General features: G+C 31.9%; 18 protein-coding genes and 1 other RNA gene. 14 read left to right on the top strand and 5 right to left on the bottom strand.

Annotation, left to right across the window (positions count from 1 at the left end):
- The first annotated feature begins 55 nt into the window (after window positions 1–55).
- Window positions 56–410, top strand: a transfer-messenger RNA (tmRNA) gene (ssrA, locus tag MHH42_RS25820).
- A gap of 234 nt (window positions 411–644) precedes the next feature.
- On the opposite strand, the gene MHH42_RS25815 is transcribed toward ssrA, so the two are convergent.
- The 3 genes from MHH42_RS25815 to MHH42_RS25805 all read right to left on the bottom strand — a co-directional run bounded on the left by MHH42_RS25815 (window position 645) and on the right by MHH42_RS25805 (window position 3,876).
- Complete coding sequence (locus MHH42_RS25815) at window positions 645–1,715, bottom strand: hypothetical protein (RefSeq protein WP_046946643.1); 1,071 nt, start codon at window positions 1,713–1,715, stop codon at window positions 645–647.
- A 66-nt stretch (window positions 1,716–1,781) separates the two neighbouring features.
- Window positions 1,782–2,756, bottom strand: a complete 975-nt coding sequence (locus tag MHH42_RS25810) for a hypothetical protein (RefSeq protein ID WP_046946644.1) — start codon at window positions 2,754–2,756, stop codon at window positions 1,782–1,784.
- Entirely contained in the window at window positions 2,734–3,876 is a 1,143-nt protein-coding gene (locus MHH42_RS25805; RefSeq protein WP_046946645.1) for a hypothetical protein, read from the bottom strand. The genes MHH42_RS25810 and MHH42_RS25805 overlap by 23 nt, the downstream gene beginning before the upstream one ends.
- Before the next feature lie 147 nt (window positions 3,877–4,023).
- Here MHH42_RS25805 and MHH42_RS25800 point away from each other — a divergent pair, with 147 nt between their 5' ends.
- The 13 genes from MHH42_RS25800 (at window position 4,024) to MHH42_RS25740 (ending at window position 22,000) form a co-directional block, all read left to right on the top strand.
- On the top strand, window positions 4,024–4,884 hold the full coding sequence (locus tag MHH42_RS25800; protein WP_052766535.1) for a GIY-YIG nuclease family protein: 861 nt from the start codon (window positions 4,024–4,026) through the stop codon (window positions 4,882–4,884).
- Between the two features lie 652 nt (window positions 4,885–5,536).
- Window positions 5,537–7,306: an ATP-dependent nuclease gene (locus MHH42_RS25795; RefSeq protein ID WP_046946646.1), complete on the top strand. Its 1,770-nt coding sequence runs from the start codon at window positions 5,537–5,539 to the stop codon at window positions 7,304–7,306.
- Window positions 7,299–8,945 carry an ATP-dependent helicase gene (locus MHH42_RS25790; RefSeq protein WP_340894531.1) on the top strand — a complete coding sequence of 549 codons (1,647 nt, stop codon included), beginning with the start codon at window positions 7,299–7,301 and terminating at the stop codon, window positions 8,943–8,945. The genes MHH42_RS25795 and MHH42_RS25790 overlap by 8 nt, the downstream gene beginning before the upstream one ends.
- A gap of 333 nt (window positions 8,946–9,278) precedes the next feature.
- Window positions 9,279–10,601, top strand: a complete 1,323-nt coding sequence (locus tag MHH42_RS25785) for a TniQ family protein (RefSeq protein WP_052766539.1) — start codon at window positions 9,279–9,281, stop codon at window positions 10,599–10,601.
- Between the two features lie 12 nt (window positions 10,602–10,613).
- The gene (locus tag MHH42_RS25780; protein ID WP_340894528.1) at window positions 10,614–13,286 is read left to right on the top strand and encodes a TnsA endonuclease N-terminal domain-containing protein; all 2,673 of its coding nucleotides are present in this window, start codon (window positions 10,614–10,616) and stop codon (window positions 13,284–13,286) included.
- Window positions 13,286–14,425 (top strand): AAA family ATPase, encoded by a 1,140-nt coding sequence (locus MHH42_RS25775; protein ID WP_046946648.1) that lies wholly within the window; start codon window positions 13,286–13,288, stop codon window positions 14,423–14,425. The genes MHH42_RS25780 and MHH42_RS25775 overlap by 1 nt, the downstream gene beginning before the upstream one ends.
- Window positions 14,409–15,371 (top strand): TniQ family protein, encoded by a 963-nt coding sequence (locus tag MHH42_RS25770; protein WP_340894526.1) that lies wholly within the window; start codon window positions 14,409–14,411, stop codon window positions 15,369–15,371. The genes MHH42_RS25775 and MHH42_RS25770 overlap by 17 nt, the downstream gene beginning before the upstream one ends.
- 568 nt (window positions 15,372–15,939) lie before the next feature.
- Entirely contained in the window at window positions 15,940–16,617 is a 678-nt protein-coding gene (locus tag MHH42_RS25765) for a response regulator transcription factor (protein ID WP_000815822.1), read from the top strand.
- A 385-nt stretch (window positions 16,618–17,002) separates the two neighbouring features.
- Window positions 17,003–18,019 (top strand): siderophore ABC transporter substrate-binding protein, encoded by a 1,017-nt coding sequence (locus tag MHH42_RS25760; protein WP_016107229.1) that lies wholly within the window; start codon window positions 17,003–17,005, stop codon window positions 18,017–18,019.
- 19 nt (window positions 18,020–18,038) lie between these two features.
- Window positions 18,039–19,055: an ABC transporter permease gene (locus MHH42_RS25755; RefSeq protein ID WP_000041827.1), complete on the top strand. Its 1,017-nt coding sequence runs from the start codon at window positions 18,039–18,041 to the stop codon at window positions 19,053–19,055.
- Window positions 19,052–20,116, top strand: a complete 1,065-nt coding sequence (locus tag MHH42_RS25750; protein ID WP_000631250.1) for an iron chelate uptake ABC transporter family permease subunit — start codon at window positions 19,052–19,054, stop codon at window positions 20,114–20,116. The genes MHH42_RS25755 and MHH42_RS25750 overlap by 4 nt, the downstream gene beginning before the upstream one ends.
- Complete coding sequence (locus MHH42_RS25745; protein ID WP_340894524.1) at window positions 20,113–20,865, top strand: iron ABC transporter ATP-binding protein; 753 nt, start codon at window positions 20,113–20,115, stop codon at window positions 20,863–20,865. The genes MHH42_RS25750 and MHH42_RS25745 overlap by 4 nt, the downstream gene beginning before the upstream one ends.
- A gap of 769 nt (window positions 20,866–21,634) precedes the next feature.
- Entirely contained in the window at window positions 21,635–22,000 is a 366-nt protein-coding gene (locus MHH42_RS25740; RefSeq protein ID WP_340894522.1) for a YxeA family protein, read from the top strand.
- 168 nt (window positions 22,001–22,168) lie between these two features.
- On the opposite strand, the gene MHH42_RS25735 is transcribed toward MHH42_RS25740, so the two are convergent.
- The gene (locus MHH42_RS25735) at window positions 22,169–23,449 is read right to left on the bottom strand and encodes a purine/pyrimidine permease (protein ID WP_340894520.1); all 1,281 of its coding nucleotides are present in this window, start codon (window positions 23,447–23,449) and stop codon (window positions 22,169–22,171) included.
- A gap of 127 nt (window positions 23,450–23,576) precedes the next feature.
- A complete protein-coding gene (gene cynS, locus MHH42_RS25730; protein WP_001081568.1) occupies window positions 23,577–24,026 on the bottom strand; it encodes a cyanase in 450 nt (149 codons plus the stop codon).
- Window positions 24,027–24,029: the final 3 nt, after the last annotated feature.

Below are 24,029 nucleotides of genomic sequence, written 5' to 3'. Positions count from 1 at the left end.
AAACAGCTCTTAGTAGCTATCACGATATTTTCTTCGTATGCTCCATTTTTATCATGGGGACGTTACGGATTCGACAGGGATAGTTCGAGCTTAGGTTGCGAGTCGAGGGGATCGGCCTCGTTAAAACGTCAAAGCCTATAATTGGCAAACAAAACAATCTTTCTTTAGCTGCTTAATTGCACTAAAGGTTCCTCCCTCCATCGTCCATGTGGTAGGGTAAGGGACTCAAACTAAGTGGACTACGCCGGAGTTCGCCGTCTGAGGGCGAAGGAAGAGAACAATCAGACTAGCAACTTGGAAGCCTGTCGATAGGCCGAAGAGTTTGCGAAATGCTAATATATCGACTACACTCGTAGAAGCTTAAGTGCCGATATTTTTGGACGTGGGTTCGACTCCCACCGTCTCCACCAATACATATTTGGTGGTTTTTTTATTTTTATAACAGGAAGCATAACTTTGCATAAAATGCAGGTTTATGCTTCCTTTTTTGTTGTGCAAGGATATGGTTCCTTGAAGTTTTAGTTTTGTATTTGTTTTTATCGATATTTATAGAGTGAATAAAGCTATATAAAATTGTACTGTGAATAAATAATAAATATATTTAATGGTTTTTATTTAATTAAGCCAATAAATTTTTCATACAGCTATATATTATATTTAGGTGCTAGTGGAAGTCTAGCAACGTCTTGTAACTCATCACGTATTTGATTCCAGTGTAAATGGACTTTATGGATATCTTCTTTTACCTTCTTACTTTGCAAAAGAAGAATTGAAGTTGGATTAAAAGGTGTGTTGGTATATTTTCCCCAACATTCTTCACATTGTAGGGCAGTCTCATCGTTAATAGTATATAGTTTTTCTAGAAAATAATTGTGATTTTTTTCTACTAGTTGTTCAATAATAGTTATATTAAACATCTGTCGTAATTTACTTGGAAAATAATATTTTTTGGATAAATTATTCACATCAATTATATCTTCAAAAAATAAGTAGAAAGAATACACAGCAAACATTAGAGATTTGTATGAAAATTCGCGAACATTATAAGGTTTATCTTCTTTGCTTCTAATAGCAATTAGACTCTCTATAAATTCATACGCTCTATTTATTGCAAATGCATCTGCATCCATTTCAATAGTTTTGCTATGTAAATATTTTAGAGAACTGTTATCAGCAAACATTTGTAAATATTTAAGTTCATCATAATCAATATGCCCGTTATAAATATGACCAAATTCATGAAATAATATATAAATTATTGAAAATACTTGTAAATTAAATATAAGATCTTTTCTTAACTCATTATTTCCTGCTATTTCAGGAAATATAGTGTCATCTATAACTTGATCGAAATAATCATATAATTTTTCAGGAACACCAATATTTATACCGACAATATCAATATCATTATAACGTGTTGCAAAAGCATTAATACTTCTATCATTAACGAAGAAAAAGTAACATTTTTTCTGTTTATTTCCTTCAACATTCTTATTGAAGGAAATTAGGGTATTCCAAGTGTATTTAACTATAAATTCTAGAAACTCTTTACCTTTTTCATCAGTATTTTTATAATTAAAAGGCTTTATTGGATCTTCTAAGTTAGCTAGGTACTTTAAAATTATTTTTTCATCATTTTTAGAACAAAAAATAGGATCTTCCTGATTATTAGTGCCGTTTAATTTGTTAATAATATCTCTAATTAACGAAATCAATTAATACACTCCTCTTTAATTTAATAAAATTGTTCTTGTTATTACACACACTAGATACTGTATTAGTTAGCTTATTTCTTCAATTTGTAATTCTTCTTTAAAATCATAAATAGATAGTTGACCTGGTGGAACGTCAGTTTTTTCCTTGAATGGAGTATTTGTCTTCAGTCGGTCTATGAATCTTTCACCCAATTGTAAGAATGCTTGGTCGGTATTAGTATGAGAATTAGCGGATATTTTATTGATTTTCCATACAGAATTAGGTTTATCCCAGTTTAAGTAATTATTTAATTCTTCTTTCGATAATTGATCTAATAGTTTTGTAATCTTTCTAGACACAGCTCTTTTTACATCAGCTCCAATTTTCTTGTGAAGATTAGGTATTGAACAAACTGTTACACTAATAATTTCATCTACATTAAAAACTTTCTTATCCCTTTTAGCAAATCCAAAAATATTTGTTAGTAGTCTAGGAGCAATTTCAACAATGGTTGATTCTTTGTCATAGTGTATAAAAGTGGGGATATACCCCTGTATGCTTATAGTATTACTAAGCTGTTTTTGTAATGATTCGTCTATTAGATGCTTGTGGCATACAGCTAAATGTTTTGTTCCAAATCCCATAATAGGAAATGAAAAGTTTCGTCCTTCACAAAATACTTTCACTTTTGCAGTATTTGTTAAATTAATTCCTATAATAGTTTGTAATTTATGGGATGTAACATTATTTATTCCAGGATCTGTTAATTTTAAAAACTCTTCAGTTGGTATACTTGTATACTTATTCATTTGTTCTTCATCTAAATTAGATGCTTTTAATCCTTTTAGCTCAAACCCAAAAGATATATCTTTTGTTTTACTTGAAAGGAATACATCGTATTTTACTGTACCGATAGAGGTCTTAACAGATCTATCAATAGAAATAATTTTGTATCCTTCTTTGTAAAAGATATTATCAAGTGTTGGAATACGTTGTTCTAAGCACATTGAAATGATAATATTTAATAGGTCTAATTCGCTATATAATCGAGAAGAACTCATCACCTTGAACCCCTTCCATAACAGATGTTGCGTCAATTGATTGATGAATATTAGTTAATAATCTAGCAATAGAATTTCCACATGCACCTTGTGGTAGAAACGCTCTCAAAAATTTATTTGTAATTTCAAAATCAATGGAGTTTGCATAATTTCCGTTATGGAGGTCTATAGCTGTTATTTTGCAAAAGTTTTCATTTTTCCAATCAGGGATTCCCCAAAGATGAAAAGGTTTTTTTCCTGAAAAAAGTATTTTGACTAATTTTTGTAAATCGATATCTTGTCGGTTAAATGTTATTTCAATAGGAAAGCCCTTAATGGTATTAGTGTACTCTTCAAAATCAAATGAATATTGTTTTTCTATATGTAATATTTGTTTTTCATAATTTTTTAATATGTTATATAATATGTAATCGTGCTTTGTAAAAGAAGTTCCTCTACCAGTTATTTTTCCATAGTATGTTATGTCATCGATGATATAGGATTCCTCTCCATCCTCTTTTGAAGGATCAATTAGACTAATCTTATTTATCCCCATTACTGAGCGTAAAGATGAGTTATTTAAGAGTTTAAGCATTTCATCAACGTATAGTCTTCTAATATTTATATTTAAAGTATCTTGATTTTCAAACAGTTTATCATCTAACTCATCTTTTTTTAGATGTTCTGTAAAAGAGATTCCCATTCCATAAGTGCTTCCATATTTTTTTAATCCCAATAGAAAAGGTATGGGTAACCAAATCTGATCTAAATTTCTTTTTTTTAATAGTGTTTGATGAAAATAATCACTAATTTCAGCTTTAGCCACAGAATGTATTTTCCAAAATCTTTTATTTGAAGTATCAATAAAAATTTTTCCATGTGCTGATTCGTTGATATATAAATGTTCATCTTGAGTTCTTATGATTTTAAAATCCCATTTTTTTAGATCTTTATTGAGATTATGAAAGAATTCAACAATTAAATCACTCATATTTTTTTCGTGATTATGTATATGGTTTTCGACGATATAAGATTTTAGCTGATTAGTCGCATTCAATTTTTCTTTTTGAAATCTATCGTGGTTTTTATATAGTATTTCATCAAAAAATGTGACCATATCGGAGAGATTATTGATTTTCATAATGTTCCCCTCTCATTACAGTTTGTTTGGATTGTATAATGTTAATTTTACCAAATAATTCATTAGAAATATTTGTTTTACAATAATTTATTTCTTTTGTAAGTTTGAAGTAGATTATATCTGTTGAAGCTCAAGGAGGAAATTATAGTGAATTTGGATATTCTTCTTAAAAACAAAAAACTTGATTTAACTAAAAAAATTAAAACAGCTCGTCATATTGATCGAGGTGACAAAGAGAACCCTGTAGATATTCACCAATTGTATCAAACAGGTTATTTAGACGAATTTCAAAGTTTTCAAGAATCAAATGTTTTCAAAGAATGTAATTATATTCTATCTTTTTTAGCTTTAGAAAAAGGCATGTCTTTGTTTGTTGGTGCATATGAAGTACTTGGAGTGAAGCATGTAAATGGACTACCTGATACGATAGATGCTCCATATCGTGGTATCGCTAAGACAAAAGCTAAGTACTATTATGATTTGAAAAAGTTACCTGGTTTTGAAGATATAGAAGGTCGATTAATCGTAAATAATGTTCAATACTATCCTTGGTATGGTATATATAAGCATAATTGTGAGGTTATTCAAATGATGCCTCCTGGATACACAGGGATAGCCCCCGATTACCTTGATATGAATCTTCCTTTTTATAAAGTTGTAGAACTATGCAATAGTCCTTATAGCAATACTTCTTGGTATGATAAGTTATCTAGTGTGAAAGGGATTTATCTTATATTAGATGAGTATGATGGGAAAATGTACATAGGAGCAGCATATGGAGAGAAAGGGATATGGGGCAGATGGAGAGAATATGCAAAATCAAACGGGACGGGTGGTAATAAACTTTTAAAAGAGATTATTAAAAATGCTCCCTATCGTTCTCAGCGCTTTCGTTTTTCTATTCTCCAAGTATTTCCGATGAATGTTAGAAAAGAAGATATTCAAGAAAAAGAACGTATTTGGAAGTCTAAGCTTGGATCAATGTCATTTGGTCTAAATCTTAATTAAAGTAGTGGTTGGACTATAGCAATTTATAGAAATGAAATATGGAGAAATTATGTGTTTCCTGACTAGAATTTAATTATAGTAATTCTTTAACTAGACAAGATATTTAATAAGGGTATCAACATTATTTTGGTTAAACGTGCTTCTAATGTAATTTTCAAAATTCCAGTGTTAAAACAAAGTTGCACCATATTTCCCCTTTAGATATGATTATTTAAAGATGTGTTTTTATATCCAAAAGAACAACAATACTGTATATTGGAAAAAATTTTAGCAGGGCATTGGATTGAATAGGTAGAGGTACTAAATATAAAAATTGACTAAAAACTTAAGATATCTCATTATCAGTTCGATTTATAATAATAAAAATGCTAAATATAACTTTTTAATTATATATTGGGATGAATAGTTGTGGACGTTTCCTTCAATAAGGTAGTGGAGTAAAGCTGTAAGTGTGTTTTTAGATTACTGGGTTAGGGATAGCATCAAGAGAATGGCGATATACCGTATTAATAGAGGGGAAGATCAAATACCTCACTCTTATAAGTAAGAATTTTAGGTTGTGTTATTGTTATTTATGAATGGATTATATCTAGGAAATTAAGTAGCTAATAAAACATATCAGGAAATCTAGGTGTTAAGGGGATGGAAAAGAGTGTTAATTGAATGGATTAGAATAAAGGGATTTAGAAATTTTGATGATGAGAAAATAAATTTTGCCAACCAGACGTTGGTTATTGGCGCAAATGATGTAGGAAAAACTAATTTAATTTATGCTTTAAGAATTCTATTTGATCGAAGTTTAAGTGATAAAGATTTAGAGTTGTATGATAGCGATTATAACGTTTTTACAAAATCTGATTCGATTGAGATTACTGTGAAAATTAATGAGGTTGTTGAAGATTGTTTAATTAGCACTTTGAAAGGGGATTTACAAAATAATACAGTTTATATTCAATACAGGAACACGAAAAGTGGAGAATATAGTATTTATGCTGGACATTCTGAAGAAACTTTAGAAATGAAATCATCACGTTTTTATATTAAGCGACTCAATATGGAATACGTTAATACAAACCGTAATTTAACAACTTTTATGAAGCGAGAAAAAAATCAAATCCTTGAAGAAGCGAAGTCACAATTAGCAGACGAACTTAAGAAATCGGATGAAGAAGCTGTTGCTGAAATGAAATCGGATTTGAATATATTAAATGATAAAGTAGACAATTTAAATTACATAAAGAAATCTCTGGAGAGTGTAAACACTGAACTAGGAGAGTTAGCAATTCATAATGAGAATCAGACTTTGAGTTTTAAAAATGCTAATTCTGATATAGTACGAATGCTCGATAATCTAGAATTAACTTATGCAACAGACGGTGAAACACTTACATTAGGTGGTGATGGCCGCAATAATCAAATATTTTTAGCTACTTGGGTTGCTAAACAAAAAAATAAAAAAACACTTGAAAAAGTAACTTTCTTTGCAATAGAAGAACCAGAGGCGCATTTACATCCACATCAACAAAGAAAACTGTCCAACTATTTATTAGAAAACTTTGAAGAACAAGTGTTTATTACTACACATTCCCCTCATATTGCTTCAGAGTTTCGACCAGATAAAATCGTAAAGTTATATTCGAAACATAAAATGACAAAAGTAGCGAAAAGCGGTTGTAGTGGAGATTTAAAATTAGACTTTGACGATTTTGGTTATAGATTAGATGCGATTACCTCAGATGTATTTTTTGTAAATGCAGTTTTTCTTGTAGAAGGCCCTTCGGAAAAACTCTTTTATACAGCTTTATCAAAAAAGTTGAATATCGATCTTGATCGTCTGAATGTCTCAATTATTTCAGTTAATGGTGTAGGTTTTAAACCTTATGTGAAAATATGTTTAGCCCTTGATATTCCTTTTGTATTGAGAACTGATAATGACACCTTTACTAAAACAAAGAAAAATTCAGAAGAAGAGTCGATGGAATTATTTTATCAAGCAGGTGTGTCACGAGTAATGGGCATATATGAAGAACTGTTAAGTAAAGAGGAAAATAAATCGCTTATAGAGTATTGGCAAGAAAATAAGAAAAATAATGAATGGGTTGAAGGCGGAGTTCCGAAAGAGGCAATAGAAATTTTAACGCATATTAGTCAAGAAATTGAAAAAGATAATATATTTTTATCTGGAATAGATCTAGAAAATGATTTAGTAGAAAGTAATCTATATGGTTCACTGAAACGTTTTTATAATACACGACAGAAAAAAAGTACAGTAAAGAAAATGCAAAAAGCTAAGGCAGAGAATATGCTTAGCTTTTTAAAAAATAACTTTGATGCATTGAGTGATTTAAAGGATGATAAAATTGCAGAGCCTTTAAAGAAAATTCAAAAGTTAGCTGAAAAGGTTGTGCGTGAAAATGGGTAAGACCATTCAACCTAGTCCAGAACAAAAGAAAATTATAGAAGATCAAGGAAATACAGTTATTACTGCAAAACCTGGAAGTGGTAAGACGTTTACTATTGTTGAAAAAATAAGTTCAATTTCTGGAGGCTTATTAGATTATCAAGGAGTTATTGCAATTTCTTTCACTAGGAAAGCTAGTCAAGAATTAGAATTACGTTGTAAAAGAAAAGGTATCGAAAGAAAAAATCATTTTTTTGGAACCATTGATAAATTTTATATTTCGGAAATAATAATTCCTTTTACAAAGATACTTACAGGTAAAATTATTGCATTAGAAGTAAGGGATTCAATAGATGATTATCCTGAATATGAAAAACTAAAAGGGATTAGGGAGGATTTTAGAAATGAAGAACTATTGCTCTTGTTGGAGAAGTCATTATTAGATGGACATATATTTTTAGAATTATGCGGTGAAACAGCACTTTACATTTTGAATAAAGTTCCAGAATGTCTATTGTATCTCAAGTCAAGATATACGCATGTTTTTATTGATGAATATCAAGACTGTGGTGAAATTCAACACAATATTTTTTTGAAGTTAGTTGATAAAGGTATTGTAGGAATAGCTGTTGGGGATTTAAATCAGGCGATTTATGCATTTAGCCACAGATATTCAAAATTTTTATTCTCATTAATGACAAATAATAAATTTACACACTTGGAAATTACTCATAATCATAGATGTCATAAGGCCATATCAGATTATTCTTTAGCTCTTATGGGGGTTCCTGATATTGTTTTAACAGATGATCCGAGAGTATTTAAGGTTAATGTTGAAGGAAATGATCGAGCTGTTATTAATTCAATAGAACACAATTTACCGATTTTAAAACAGAAATATGGATTATTAAATAATAATGATTTTGCTATATTGTGCAGAGGAAATGCATCTGCACAAAGGGCATCCGATTTTTTACAAACAGATAATAAATTATTTATAGATACTGCTCTAGACAGAAGTAACTCATATTGGGGGATTTTATTTAATGATATTTTATCTTCATTTTTCTCTTACAAAGTTGGGGAAACTACGATATTAGATTGTGTAGAAAGTTATTTTAATGAAGAGTTTGAAAAAAAGAGATTTGAAAAAGGGTTAATAATATTGAATGAGATTTTCTCAGCCGATGAAGATCAACTAGTTGATCAATGTAATTTGTTTATTAAATTTGCCGAACTTGCTTATCCAGAACATATAGATAAAGAAATAACCCATGATTTAGAGCGTATTTTAGTAAATGAAGAAAAACTTAAAAGCTTTAAGCCAGCAACTGAAAATGAAGTGAGTATTATGACTTTACACAAATCAAAGGGATTAGAGTTTAAATGTGTATTTCTTTTAGATTTGTATAGGTGGATTTTACCACCAGAAGGGAATTGGGTTAGCCAAGAAGAATATACACAAGCGCTAAACCTTCACTATGTGGGGGTTACCAGAGCTATTGAAGCTTGTTATATTATGCAAGGTACTGAAAGATATAGGGCTAGGCAAAAAGATTTTTGGTCGGCTGAAGAATCCTCTTTCTTATACCTTAACAATACACCTAATTTACGTACAGATATTACGTGGGGAACTAATATATTAGTGGGGCAACATTAGATTTTAGAGAGAGAATTAAATTTTTAAAAAATCAATCTAAATTATGTGCTTGAAGAATCCATTTTGATTAATTTTTTTCAAAATGGATTCTTTTTATTTTTCATAAAGTGGGATTTATATGGGGTTTTTAATTAGATTTTATTCCTGAACTATATCTTATGGCAATGTTCAATCTGTTGTAGTGCAATCAACTTTCATTTGAAAAATCTGTTCTAGAGTAATTAGTTAAATTTAAGCCCGGATTAAAATAGTATGTATATTACAAGAAGGTCTATATATTAGAGAAATTACCAATACTGATAATAAAGGTAAAAGAGGGAGAGCGTATGGGATATGAACAGTATGTATTACTCAGAAATGGAAAGTTTTGAGGTTATACAATATAGTACACTATATTCGCTTCAACCAAAAGAAATAGGTAACCATCGAGTTGAAAGTTTAACAAGTTATATTAGTCGTCTAGCAGTAGAACATAACTTTTCAACAGGAACTTTAATTAACAAAATAATTGTTCCTAATATGAATAAAGAGTATTTACTTAAAAGTGCGAAAAGTGGTGGCAATCGATTTTATGACGGTGCAAAAAGTATAAATGGCTATTGCAAAAATGCATTAGATTTTTCACTGGTATTAGAGTCTTTAACCTTGCGTAATAATTTATTAGATTTAACGTTAATGAAATGGAAAAGTATAATGTCTCTTAGAGGTTTATTGAAGACGAGTTTATTCTGGTGTCCTAATTGCATCTATGATTGCAAAGTAAAAGGTAGTCAGATTTATTATCCATTAAATTGGTATCTATCCTGTATGCGGGTTTGTTTAATTCATAATACTTATCTATCGAATATTTGTCCTCATTGTAGTAAAACTCCTCCCATTTTACATAGGAGCTCCATAAATGGTTACTGTCCAGTATGTAAAGGCTGGTTGGGCGAGTACCAGCTTTCTCCTAGTATTCCAGATATGAATCAAGATATCTTTAACAGTAAAAATATAGAAGAATTATTAGCTTTAGATACTACTAATTTAAAAAAAGTTTCGCAATCACTACAAAAATTAATTGAAGAAGTCTCAGATGGGAATGTCGCGGAATTCGCTCGTTTAATGAATATCCCTAAAGTGACAATGTGGGATTGGGTTAAAGGAGAACGTTTACCAAGTTTAGAGGGATTATTGAGAATTTGTTTTCAATTAGAGCTATCAATAAAACAGCTTCTAACAAATGGAAAAGAGATGTTTGATTGTGCACAAGGAAAAGCAAGAGAGATAGTTTTGCCACAATCAAATAATACTATTAGTAAACGAAGAAAAATTAATCCAGAGTTACTCCAAAAGAAACTGGAAGGTTATATTGAATCCGATGAAACTTTTTCTTTAAGTGAAATTTCTAAAAGAATAGGGTATGACAGGAAGGTGTTATATCAACATTGCCCAGAACAATGTAAGAGAATTGTAGAAAGCTACAAGAAGTATTGTGAGAAACAAAGTTTGGAGCGCAAAGAAACGGTTGCTTCTCGTGTACAAGTTGCTGTAGAAGAATTAATGAGAAATGATATTTATCCAAGTAGAAGAAGTGTTGAAAAACGTTTAGGGAAATCAGCTGTATTACGTGAAAAATATATTCAACAAGTATGGAAGGAGATTACTCATAATTAAGGGGTGAAGTGGTTGTTAAGCGAACAAGAATTTATTATTTGGTGTAAGAAATATAATGTATCAGAAAAGGCAAAGGTGATGATAGAAAAGATTAGATCATCAGATCCCGTAAGGTCAGTGAGTAGCGGAGGAAGAAATGTCCCTGGGAATTACCCTAGTAAAAAGATGGGAGTCAGTATTCAATTTGAGAGTCATACTGTAGAGTTTCCTGGGATTTATATGATGGAACACGATTCAAATGTGTTGGAATATTATGATCAACCTAATTCTATAAAAATAAATTATTCTGGTAGCAAAAAGAAGAATATAGGTGTGATATATACACCAGATTTTTTTGTTATTAGAAAGGATTCGGCTGCCTGGGAAGAATGGAAAACGGAATCGGAACTAAGCGCTTTATCGGCTAAAAATCCTAATCGTTATAAAAAAGACAAGAATGGTATTTGGAGATGTCCTCCTGGTGAAGAATATGCAGCACAATTTGGTTTAGAATTTCACGTTAGGTCTTCTTCTGAAATAAATAGAACTTTGGAAAGGAATATTTCATTTCTTGAAGATTATATGTTTGACGCTGATAGAGATGTTTCAATTCAAAAGATAGAAGAGATTGAGAAGTTAATTTCCAAGCAACCTGGAATTTTTTTATTAGATTTAATTAACAAGGGGCAGGACTTTCAAGCTGATGATATATATACGTTGTTAATTCAAAGTAGGATTTATATAGACATTAACAAATATTCTATAGCTGAATATGACCGAGTACCAGTATTTTTGACTAAAGAACAATCAATGGCTTTTGAAATCTTTTTGAATGATAAAAGAAAATCAGTACATGCTTTTCTTGAATTAGAGATAACGATTGGCCAAGAGATATCGTGGGAAGGACAAGCATGGAAGATTGTAAATATAGGCTTGGAAAATTTAACTTTAATCAATAATCAAAAACAATTTCTTGAATTGCCGAAAGAAGGTGTAGTTTCTCTTTTCAATCAAGGTAAGGTCAGAGGGATTAGTGAATTAGAATTACCTAAGCATATGAAAGAAGAGAAAGAGTTACTATTGGAAGCATCAGAAGAAGATCTAGCAATCGCTAATCAACGATTTGAAGTTGTAAAAAGAAGTTTATCTGGAGAGAAAATTAGGGAAGATATAGTATCATGGCGTACCTTAATGGAATGGAGAAGACTTTATAGAGAAGCTGAAGAGTTATACGGAAATGGATATACAGGATTAATTCCCAAAGCCAATAAAAGGGGAAACCGAGTAAATAAATTACCAGTTGAAACGCTTGATTTAATGAATGAATTTATAGAGAAGCAGTATGAAAATATGAAGCAAAAATCTAAAAAAGCGGTTCATGGGCACTTATTAAATATATGTGAAGAGAAAAATATTATTGCACCTAGCTATAAAACATTCTGTCAATATGTTAAAAATAGCCCTAAGGAACAGCAGGTTAGAAAGAGAGAGGGAAAACGCTCAGCCTATAAGTATGAAAAGTTTTATTGGGCACTTGATCAAACAACACCGAGACATGGAGATCGACCTTTTGAAATATGTCATATAGATCATACTGAATTAGATATTGAGTTGGTTTTATCTACATCTCAAAAGTATACTTTTAGACCACATATTACACTTCTAGTTGATGCATACTCTCGGGAAATTTTAGCGCATCATATAACTTTTGATCCTCCTAGTTATCGTTCTACAATGATGGTTTTAAGAGAATGTGTAAGGAAATATTCTCGTTTACCACAAATCATGGTAGTTGATGGAGGAAAGGAGTTTCACAGTACTTATTTTGATACCTTATTAGCTACTTATGAATGTACAAAAAAAGTAAGACCAGGAGCAAAGCCGAGATTTGGAAATGTAGTAGAAAGAATGTTTGGAACAGTGAATACAACATTCATACATAATCTTAAAGGGCATACGAAAATAATGAAAAATGTTAGACAAGTAACTAAAGAATTCCTTCCGAAAAATAATGCCGTTTGGAATTTGGGGGATTTAAATACAGTTTTAAATAGTTGGATAGAGGATGTCTATCATGAGTTAGATCATCCAGCGCTTGGTCAATCACCAAAAGAAGCATTTGAACTCGGAATTTCTTTAGGTGGGAAGCGCCCGTATCGTTTAATACGCTATGATGAATTATTTAAAATTATTACACTACCTACTACAGATAAGGGAAGGGCAAAAGTTCAAGTAGGAAATGGTGTGAAAATTAATTATATCTATTATTGGAATGAAGTATTTAAAGATCCAGGTGTAGAGAATGCAACAGTTCCTGTCCGATTTGATCCGTATGATTTGGGAGTTGCTTATGCATTTGTTAATGGAAAATGGGTAATGTGTATCTCTCAATATTATTCGATGTTAAAGGGACGAACTGAAAAAGAATTAAAGATTATAGCTTCTGAAATAAGAAAACAGAATAACAACCATTCTAAAACTCTAAATATAAACGCAAAATTGATTGCTGGACATATTGAAATGATGGAAGATAATGAGAAATTGTTAATTCAACAAATGAAAGATAAAGAACAGAGAGTTATGAAGGTGATTGAAGGTAATAGCTCTTCTTTGAAGGTGGAGAATCCCGAACAGTTAGTTAAAAGAAATTTATTGCAAGATTATACTGAACTTGAAATGTTAGATTTCTTTGAGGAGTGTGAATGATGGGTGAACAATATCTTTTTCCTGCTGAGCTTTTAAAAAAATCTATAAACGAAAGAGTTGCTTATTTTGGAAATCTTACTGTGAATCACAAGACTATGCAAGAGACAATGGATACATTGTTAGAGAATGTATTTAAGCCAGCTGGAGCATCAATTATTATGGTTTTTGGTCCAAGTGGTGTAGGAAAGACAACGTTGAAAAGGCTAGTGGAAGTAAAGATTATTGAAAAAGTAATACCAAAGTTAGAGTTAGATCCAGGAATGATACCAGTCACTGGGATTGAATTAGTTTCACCTGATTTAGGAAATTTCAATTGGAAAGATTATTATAAAAGGGCATTGCAGGCACTGAAAGAACCTTTGATTGAACATAAAATTAGTTTTGAAAAAGTGATAAATGGTGAAGGGGAGAAAAAGTATTTTAGTCATACGAACCCTAGAACTGCTCCACAGTACAGGGAGTCATTAGAAAAAGCATTTCATTATCGCAAACCGCTGGCTTTTATAATAGATGAAGCACAACATTTTGCCAAAATGACTAGTGGGAAAAGGGTTCAGGATCAGTTAGATTCAATAAAATCTATAGCCAATATAACAGGGATAACACATGTTTTAATAGGAACCTATGATTTAATAAATTTTACTAATCTCAGTGGGCAGTTAAGTCGGCGTACAGTCGATATAAATTTTCCAAGGTACACTTTAGAACAAGAAGATATAATTCATTTTCAAAGAATTATTTATAGTTTGCAGAGGAAGTTACCTTTGACTAATCAGATGAACTTACTAGAACATTGGGAATTTATATATGAAAGAACTGTTGGGTGTGTTGGCATCTTAAAAAATTGGTTAGAGCGCTGTTTATACGGAGTTTTAAGTGATGGGAGAGAATGTATCGAAATTACTGACTTAGAGAAATATGCACTTTCTATAAGCAAAATTGATAAAATTGTATCAGAGGTATTGTTAGGAGAATCCTTACTTATGGAAGATGAAGAAAAAAGAAAGAAAATTCATTATATGTTGGGCTTGAATGTCCAGGAAGAAATAGTGCCAAAGAAAAATAATACCGTAAAAAAGGTCGGGCAGAGGAAGCCTAAACGTGACTTAGTAGGGAAAATAGATGGTAGAGATATTTGATTTAGTGAGCATAGAAAGAAAAATCTATGCGAGTTATCCAAGAAGAAGTATATATCAAAATATAAAGCCTTATGGATTGGGTACTGGTTTTGTGGAGAGTTTAACTAGTTATGTGGGAAGGTTAGCTTATAAGCATAATGTGAAGCCACAATTTATAATAGAAGATGTGATTAGTAGCCAAGTAAGAAAAAGTGGGGGGAGAAAACGAACATATTCTCACAGATGTAATGTAAGTTTGAATGGTATATTTTTTTTTATAAAATGGTTTGTCCAAGGGCTAGAATATATGACTAGTAATAAGAATCTTAAACTTCTTACTATGTTAACCTTTGAGTATATTCTACATAGTAAGGGGATATTTAAGGAAACAAGAGCCTGGTGTCCAGATTGCTATAATGAAATGTTTAATGCACATGGGGAAGTATACGATCCATTAATATGGTTTTTTGAACAAGTAAATTTTTGTCCAAAACATAATAGAACGCTTCTTACAAAATGTCCATATATAGATTGTCAAAGTAAACAAAGAACTTTTAATCGATACAGCAATGTACATTGTCAAAAATGTAATAGGTGGTTAGGAACATCTGATGCCACATATACCAAATTTCAAATGATGCAAAAGGAAAAAGAATGGCAATCCTGGATTAATCAAAATATAGGAGAGTTATTGATAGTCGCTCCTAATATAGAGCCGCCTAGTATAGGGAAAGTTTTTCATATGATTAATGAATGTTTTGAGACACAATTTAAATGCAATGTAGATTTATTTTATGGATATATGGGAATGGAATTTTTATCATTATGTACCATGGATAGATGGAGAACTAAAATTTATTTGGATGAATTATTAAAATTTAGTTATTGCACCGGTGTGGGTTTAGAAGAATTATTTACTAAAGATAAAATAGATTGGGATGGTAGGAAGATAAGATATCCAGTGTAAAAACTTTCTGCAATGTTATGCTTCCAAAATAAACTTCCTGCAATTATATGGGTTATTTTTGAAGGGTATTTTGCGATATTAGACCTTAAAACCCATAATTTTATGCAAAGTTATGGGTTATTGGTATGCAACTTTATGGGTTAAGTCACAATTTTTGTGATATGAACCATAATTTTGCCAGGTTGGCGAGGTTATGGTTCTTTTTGTTTGTGGCAAAGTTATGGTTCTAAAAATAGAATGTATCTAATTTCTTGGTTCTTTCAATTACATCATCAATGCATCTTGTGTGTTATCCCTTAACTATCACAATTTTATCCAGTAAAAGCCTGATTGGTGAGGACTCATAAGCAGTGGGGGATGAACATCTCTATTTAATTAACACTTCGCTTTATTTGAATCTTCATATGTTTTGTGTTTTTATCCATACCTATTGTAAGATTATATAGAGTTCTCCTAATAAACTGTTTTAGTGGATTAATTAGGGGTTTTAAATTTATAAATCTTAAATTGTTTTTTGGGGATAATTTTTTATCTAAATAAGTTATATTGAAGTAGAGGTGAACCATCGGTGAAGCAGGTGTTGGTGATTAAAAATGAACGGTCTTCAGCAAAGAAAATTGTAAGCGGTCTAACGCAAGAAGGCTATTTCATTTTAAAACTTCACAATGAAAACCAAGGTTTAAATATAATATATGAACAAGATTGGGATATTATCATATTGGATTGGGACTCATTAAGTATATCGGGACCAGAAATTTGCAGACAAATACGACTTGTTAAAACGACACCGATCATTATTGTGACCGACAATATTTCTAGTAAGGATTGCATAGCAGGGCTACAAGCAGGAGCAGATGATTATATAAGAAAACCATTTGTGAAAGAAGAATTAGTAGCAAGGGTTCAAGCAATTTTAAGGAGAAGTGACTATATCCAGCAAAATGAGATGAATTTTTTTCAGTTTAAAGATCTCTTTGTTGATGCATCTAGCAATATTGTGAAAAAAGGTGGCGAAAATCTCTCACTTACTAAGCGCGAGTATGATTTACTTGTATTTTTAATTAAAAACAAAAACACAATATTGAGCCGTGAGATGCTTTTGAATCAAGTTTGGGGATATAACGTAGTAGTAAATCCAAATGTAGTAGATTTATATATTGGGTATGTAAGAAAAAAGTTAAAGTGCGAGAAGAAAGACAGATATATTCAAACGATACATGGCAGAGGCTATTCAATGATTGACTGATAAAAATAAGATAATAAAAAACGAGTAAAACTATTTCATTCCGTTTTACTCGTTTTTTTATTAAATGTGATAATCAAATAGTTTCTTAGAAGTATTAAAAGACGTAAAAAAATGGATTATGAAAATATTAGCTATTAATGAGCGTGTTTTGTAGAGGAAATCATGGTTAATCAACACGCCTGACGTCACATATTACTTTTTATGCCTGATTTTATGAATTCACACCATTCACAAGATTTTCACAGAATTAATGACTATACTAATTAACAGGATGTTCAAATGAAAATGATTATCAATAGCGATTCAATTGAATAAAAGTTACCTTCTAATTCAATCTATGGATGTCATCATTTTCGAAATAAATCACACTATAAGGAGTATACATATGAAAAAATCTATGCTTTTAAAATTAGTGAGTATTCTAGCAGTTTTCACTTTAATGTTAGTAGCTTGCTCAGATTCAAGTAAAGAAACTTCGAAGGCTAATAATAAAGATAATGGTAGTGATAAGCCAAAAACGGTTGAAATCACTGATGCTCATGGAACTGTTAAAGTCCCTGTAAACCCAAAGAATGTAGTTGCTTTGGATAACAGAACTTTTGAAACTTTATCTGATTGGGGAATTAAATTAGCGGCTGCTCCAAAGGATATCATGCCTGCTGATTCAGCATATAAAAAGGATGAAAAAGTTCAAAATATTGGGAATCACCGTGAACCAAATCTAGAAATTATTGCAGCTGCAAACCCTGACCTTGTAATCGTTGGTCAAAGATTTGCTGATCATTACGAAGAGATCAAAAAATTAGTGCCAAATGCAGCTGTTATTGATCTTAATTTTGATGTTTCTGAGAAATCTACTACGCCTGGGAAAAACTTAGTAAAAGGACTTAAAGATTCTACAATTACTTTAGGAAAAATCTTTGATAAAGATAAAGAAGCTAAAAAATTAGTGGCTGATTTTGATAAATCTATTGAAACTGCAAAATCTGCTTATAACGGAAAAGATAAAGTTATGAGTGTTATCGTTACTGGTGGGAATATTGGTTTTGCTGCTCCACATTCTGGTCGTGTTTGGGGACCAATGTATGAAATTTTCGGTTGGGTTCCAGCACTAGAAGTTTCAAATTCTACTGCAGGTCATAAAGGTGATGACGTTTCTGTTGAAGCTATTGCACAAACAAATCCTGATTGGCTTTTCGTATTAGATCGTGATGCTGCAACATCTGATGCAGCTACTTCAACACCTGCTAAGGATGTTATTTCTAAATCACCAGCTCTTCAAAACACAACTGCTGTTTCTAAAAAACAAGTTGTTTATGCACCAGAAGATACTTACACAAATGAATCAATTCAGACTTATATAGAGTTGTTTGGAAATCTTGCAAAAACTTTAGCTAAGTAGTGTAAAGGAGTACGAAACAGTGTCAAAAAATATAATTTCTAGGGTTGAGAATATTTCTCAACCCCAGTTTTATAATCACAATAAATTATGGACAAAATCTTTTATAATAGCGATTATAGTTGTTATAATTTTAGGGATTATATCACTGTTTACTGGAGTTTATGATATACGTGGACAAGAGGACGGAATGGAGATGTTTTTCATAACTCGTGTTCCGAGAACAGTTGCATTAATGCTTACTGGAGCTGCAATGGCGATGGCAGGGCTCGTCATGCAACTTATTACACAGAATCGTTTTGTTGAACCTACTACAACGGGGACTATTGAATGGTCAGGCTTAGGCCTGCTTTTTGTATATTTATTATTCCCTGCCCCGACTTTAGTGCAAAGAATGACTGGTGCAATCATTTTTTCTTTTATAGGAACTATGATTTTCTTTTTATTTTTAAGAAGAGTTAAACTTCGTTCGTCTTTAATTGTCCCGATTATTGGATTGATGCTTGGAGCAGTTATTTCTGCAGTGTCTACTTTTTTGGGACTCCTTTTTCAAAAGACACAAAGTATTGAAACTTGGTTCGTAGGTTCATTTGCTAACATTCAGGTGGGAAGATATGAATATTTATGGCTGATTGTTATCATTACTTTTCTTATTTTTATGTATGCTAATAGATTGACTTTAGCTGGACTAGGAGAAGATGTCGCAACAAGCCTTGGAGTTAATTACAATAGAATTGTTCTTTTTGGGACTGGTCTTATCTCTGTTGCAGTTGGAATTGTTGCAGCTGTTATTGGACACTTACCTTTCTTAGGATTAATTGTGCCAAATATCGTTTCAATGTTTAGAGGTGATGATCTTAGGAGTAATTTACCTTGGGTTTGTGTGATCGGAATGGGGTCAATAACTGCCTGTGACATCATTTCTCGAACAATTATAAAGCCTTTTGAATTACCTGTTTCTTTAATACTTGCAACAGTGGGAGCAGTCGTATTTATTACTATTTTATTGAGACAGAGAAAACCAAGGAGGCTACGATGATCACATTAGAATATAGAAATAAAGAAAATGTCGAAATCGATTCTAGCCTTCATAATGAAAGTAGATCAGCTAGCGCTTTTCGTTCTAAGAAGGAAGCAAGACGTTATTGGATTTTACTGATAACATTGATTGGTTTAGGTCTCCTTTCTTCATATGGACTTTTAGTGTATAACAATCCAGTTCCGATAGATTCACCATCTTTTATCCCAGTTGTTAAGAGAAGGATAGTAGCTATTGTTGCAATGATTATTGCTGCGGTTTGCCATAGCTTGTCGACAGTTGCTTTCCAATCTATTACGAATAATAAAATTATTACTCCTTCACTTTTAGGTTTCGAATCACTTTATTCAGCAATTCAAACGAGTACAGTATTCTTCTTTGGTGCTAGTGCGTTAATAAATTTTAATGGAATTGGATCATTTTTATTCCAAGTTGTTGTTATGGTCTTCATGAGTTTGATACTTTATGGATGGTTACTTTCCGGTAAATACGGGAATTTACAACTTATGCTTTTAGTTGGAATTATTATTGGTACCGGGCTAAATTCTGTGTCAACTTTTATGAGAAAACTACTTGCGCCTTCAGAATTTGATATTTTACAAGCAAGATTATTTGGTTCTGTTAATCATGCAGATCCTGCATATTTTCCTATTGTAATTCCTATGATCATAATTGTAGCAGTATTAATTTTTGCTCATTCTAAGAATTTGAATGTTTTGTCACTAGGAAAGGATGTTGCTACTTCTTTCGGGGTTAAATATCAACCTAGTGTAATTTATACGCTTGTATTAGTAGCTATTTTAATGTCCATCTCAACAGCTCTAATTGGGCCACTTACTTTCTATGGCTTTTTAGTAGCAACTTTGAGTTATCAGGCGGCGTCAACTTATGATCATAGATATATTTTTCCGATGGCTTTTGCAATAGGATTTTTGATAATGACGAGTGCATACTTTTTAATGTATCATGTATTCCATGCTCAAGGTGTAGTTTCAGTTATTATTGAATTATTTGGTGGAATCATATTCTTAACTATAGTTTTAAGGAAGAGGGCTTTATGATAAAAATTGATAACGTTAAAAAGTTCTATAGTGATAAGGTAAAAATAGGACCTTTGGATATTGAAATACCAAAAGCAGGCTTTACTTCTTTAATTGGACCAAATGGCGCTGGAAAGTCCACGACACTTTTGATGATTGGAAGACTCTTAGATATGGATGAAGGTCACATTCAAGTAGCAAATATGGATGTTTCTGAATCCAAATCAAAAGACTTAGCAAAAGTTTTGACTATATTGCGACAAGAAAATCATTTTGTAACTAGGCTTACTGTTAGACAACTAGTTGGATTTGGGCGCTTTCCTTATTCAAAGGGAAGATTAACGAAAGAGGATGAATCTATTATTTCTAAATATATCGATTTTTTGGATTTAACTAATTTAGAGAATAGATATTTAGATGAACTTTCTGGTGGTCAAAGACAAAGGGCATATGTAGCGATGGTATTGTGCCAAGAGACGGAATATGTACTTTTGGACGAGCCTCTGAACAACCTTGATGTTGCTCGTTCTGTTCAAATGATGGAGCATTTGAGACGTGCAGCTAATGAATTTGGAAGAACAATTTTGACAGTTATGCATGATATAAATTTTGCGGCTAAGTACTCTGACAAAATTTGTGCTATGAAAGATGGTCAAATTGCTGCTTTTGGAACAGTAGAAGAGGTAATGGATCCAACACTTTTGACAGCTATTTTTGAAACAAAAATAGAAATTATCAAGGGTCCTTATGGGCCAATCGCTGTTTATTAGTTACAAAATGTATACTGTAGCTTGCGTAAATTATGCTAGCTACTCTAGTTGAAGTTGCTGTCTGTATTTTATGGGCAGCAGCTTTTTTTATGCGATTGCCCATCATGATAACTCTTAATTTTTCTGGCTGTTGGTAATAGCTCCACAGATATGTCATTACTCCCAGTCCTGCGACGTGTTGAACACTCGGACGGTGAATGTAAGGGAATCATTATATTCTGGTTTGGTTATCCACTCATAAGCTAACACAATTGTGTTAGACAAAGTAGGTTTCGTCCGTTCTCATATAAGAAGTTGTGATGTAGTTAAGATTCGGTATAGTGTGTCTACATGTAAGGGAGAAGTAGCTTGTTACGCTGCAAGATAATCCTTAGCGTATATTTTCGTTAAAATGTGGGCGGCAGCCCTGGTAGAAAAGGAAAAAATAAAAAGATAAGTGGGGACAAAATTGCTGAACACCTTATGCAAATAATCCTGTGAGATTGGCGTTTACGGCAATAATATTCAAATTACAATTTTATACGATAAGAACCATAGCTTTTCCAGGTTGGTAGGGGTATGGTTCTTTTGTTTGCGAAAAAATTATGCTTGTTTTGTAAAATGATAAAAATGTTTTAATCCAAAATGATAGGATTACAAAAGTGTAATGTGGGTGTAAGGAAACTGGATTGTACCCTCTTTTTAGATAAAGCATACTTAAAGTAAGGAAGATTTATATGTGAATGAATATAAATTTTACAAGTAGGATAGAAAGGTTAGGTATTATCATATGAAATGGATCATTAGGATTTTTGTGTTATTAGCTATAATAGGAGGTGCTTTCTACTATCTGAAATCAGGTAATGGGTACTATTCAACTAAAGAATATTATGTAAAGGTAATGACTGATTCTACAGTAGAAAACGAAAAATTGAGTAATGGAGAAATTCTTACGTATCATGTTTACGATGAGAAAGTGTACGATAAAAAAGGGAAAGAAAGAAAACTGAAAATTTCCGTGCAAAATAAATTGGAAAAAAATCAATATTATTTGATTGATTGGGAAGATCGCCGTGGGATTGTTTCTAAAATAGCTAAAGTGGATCAAACAAAAATAGATAAGAGTATCTTAGATAAATTGAACGGAAATTCATAATATGTCAGGACAAGCTAAACCAATAGCTGTGTTAACATAAAGCTTTATAAGCAAAAGATATTGTAGAAAAATAAGAGAGGTTATTATAAAACAAAAGGGATCAACCGTCTGGTGTGATCCCTTTTTGTTAGGACTGAGCAAGGAGTATTATTGCATTGTATAAACCCTTTACTCTTTCCAAAACTGTTCTAGCAGAATACTGATCATAGTGCCTACGAGTAATCCGTTACTTAAAACATATTGTAAGGAAGAAGGAATACCGCTAAATGCACTTTCTGGAAGAAACATTATTCCTAAACTGATTAATAATGTAATTCCTAATATAGTTAATCGGCGTTGATTTAATTCTTCACGTAAAATTGATTGAAATGAAAGGCCTATTACTTGGACAAATGTTGCTAAAAGTGCAGCATTAGCAATAGGGCCTGGAAGTAAGGATATAAAGCTTACAATTGAGGGGATAAAAGAAATTCCTGCTAATATGAGACTTGCTATAAGGAATGACTTCACTTTTCTTTGTCCTGTTAGTTGAATAAATCCTGCTGATGCAGGTAATGGTACAATTCCAATTGTAGAGAACAACGACGAGATAATATGTGATATACCTCCGCCCCATACACCACGGTTCAGTGTTTGCTTTTCATCTTCTTTAGATAATGGAGCCACTTGTTTTACAGCCGAAATAGCAGCAATCGTATTTGCAACTAAAAGAAATGTAAATAAAATTGCAGTTAGAGTCATTCCAATATCGAATCTAGGCATGCCCCAAGCAAATATCTGTGGTAACTTAACTAACGGTGTGTGTGAAGGCATATGAGACGATTTTCCTAATAAAGCATACAAAAGCCAACCAAATGAAATGCCAAGTAACACAGCGTAACTTTTCATCCAGCCTTTCCTTTTAATTGATAAGAAGGTAATCATGGTAAAAACAAAGAGTGCAATAGTAGTTGTTGTATAATCAGGATGAGTTACAGATTCTTGTAATCCCATCATTCCTTTTAGTAACACACCACTAAGCTGAAGTGCTAAGATTAAAAGAAAAGTTCCTGTAACTAAAGGGGTAAATAAACGTAAGATTCGATGCACAAGCCCTGTTATACCAAGTACGAAGAGTAATATACCTGCAATAATTAACCCGCTTTCTAAAAGTTGCAACACGTCTTTTGCACTTTGTCCCTGATGCATAGCTACTTGTCCCAGTATGACAAATATACTTACCCATGAACCTGCTGGACCATCTGCTATGGGGTAGCGATGCCAAAACCATGCTTGTATAAATGAACTTACTCCCACGACTAAAAAAGTTCGCTGCATTAATGTTGAGATATCTTCTATTGATAAATGAAATATGCCACCAATAATGATAGGCAATGCAATTGCATTTGCTAATAGAAACACAAACCACTGTAGAATACTAAAGCTCGTATTAAAGTATTTTTTGTTCATATTATTCTCCTTTGTCGAAAAAGAATCTCATAGTAAAAAACCATCCTTTCTATACAGTTAGATTAAAAAGGATGGATTTTGTAAATCCATAAAATTATTTTAATTATATATATAGATTTAAAATTAATTACCATGTACGGAATGGTAAGAATTTACCGTTAAGTGTAATAACGATACGAGGATCGCCACCTTTTGGATCTTCTTGTGTATTCACACCTAGATTGAAGTTAATTGCACTCATTACACCTTCGCCAGCTTTTTCTAAGATTAATTCTCTAAGAGTTGGTGCGTATTGTAACATCATTTCATATAGTCGATATAAGATTGGGTCAGTAGGAGGCATTTGCATTACTTGACCTCTAAGTGGAACTACTGTTAATGCCTGAACCACTTCCTCGTCTAATTCTAATAATTTACCGATTTTTTCTGCTTCCGGACGTGTCATTGTAGCTTGTCCTAATAATGCTGTTACAACCCAAGTCTCAGAGTTTTCGCTTACTTTTGAAATTTCTTCCCATGTTAAACCTTTTGCAATTTTTGCTTCCATAATTTTTTGCGTAGCTTCTTGTCTATTCATATT

Origin of the sequence: Bacillus sp. FSL L8-0099, from assembly GCF_038006385.1 — a bacterium.
GTDB classification, from domain to species: Bacteria; Bacillota; Bacilli; order Bacillales; family Bacillaceae_G; genus Bacillus_A; species Bacillus_A toyonensis.
The sequence above is the reverse complement of the archived record's forward strand: the minus strand, read 5'-3'. Positions and strand labels throughout refer to the sequence as shown.

What these genes read in the sequence shown, in the direction of transcription:
- MHH42_RS25810 (WP_046946644.1), bottom strand. Translation starts at nt 2,756, where the DNA reads ATGAGTTCTTCTCGATTATATAGCGAATTAGACCTATTAAATATTATC.
- MHH42_RS25770 (WP_340894526.1), top strand. Translation starts at nt 14,409, where the DNA reads ATGGTAGAGATATTTGATTTAGTGAGCATAGAAAGAAAAATCTATGCG.
- MHH42_RS25805 (WP_046946645.1), bottom strand. Translation starts at nt 3,876, where the DNA reads ATGAAAATCAATAATCTCTCCGATATGGTCACATTTTTTGATGAAATA.
- MHH42_RS25740 (WP_340894522.1), top strand. Translation starts at nt 21,635, where the DNA reads ATGAAATGGATCATTAGGATTTTTGTGTTATTAGCTATAATAGGAGGT.
- MHH42_RS25735 (WP_340894520.1), bottom strand. Translation starts at nt 23,449, where the DNA reads ATGAACAAAAAATACTTTAATACGAGCTTTAGTATTCTACAGTGGTTT.
- MHH42_RS25745 (WP_340894524.1), top strand. Translation starts at nt 20,113, where the DNA reads ATGATAAAAATTGATAACGTTAAAAAGTTCTATAGTGATAAGGTAAAA.
- MHH42_RS25785 (WP_052766539.1), top strand. Translation starts at nt 9,279, where the DNA reads ATGAACAGTATGTATTACTCAGAAATGGAAAGTTTTGAGGTTATACAA.
- MHH42_RS25775 (WP_046946648.1), top strand. Translation starts at nt 13,286, where the DNA reads ATGGGTGAACAATATCTTTTTCCTGCTGAGCTTTTAAAAAAATCTATA.
- MHH42_RS25790 (WP_340894531.1), top strand. Translation starts at nt 7,299, where the DNA reads ATGGGTAAGACCATTCAACCTAGTCCAGAACAAAAGAAAATTATAGAA.
- MHH42_RS25750 (WP_000631250.1), top strand. Translation starts at nt 19,052, where the DNA reads ATGATCACATTAGAATATAGAAATAAAGAAAATGTCGAAATCGATTCT.
- MHH42_RS25760 (WP_016107229.1), top strand. Translation starts at nt 17,003, where the DNA reads ATGAAAAAATCTATGCTTTTAAAATTAGTGAGTATTCTAGCAGTTTTC.
- cynS (WP_001081568.1), bottom strand. Translation starts at nt 24,026, where the DNA reads ATGAATAGACAAGAAGCTACGCAAAAAATTATGGAAGCAAAAATTGCA.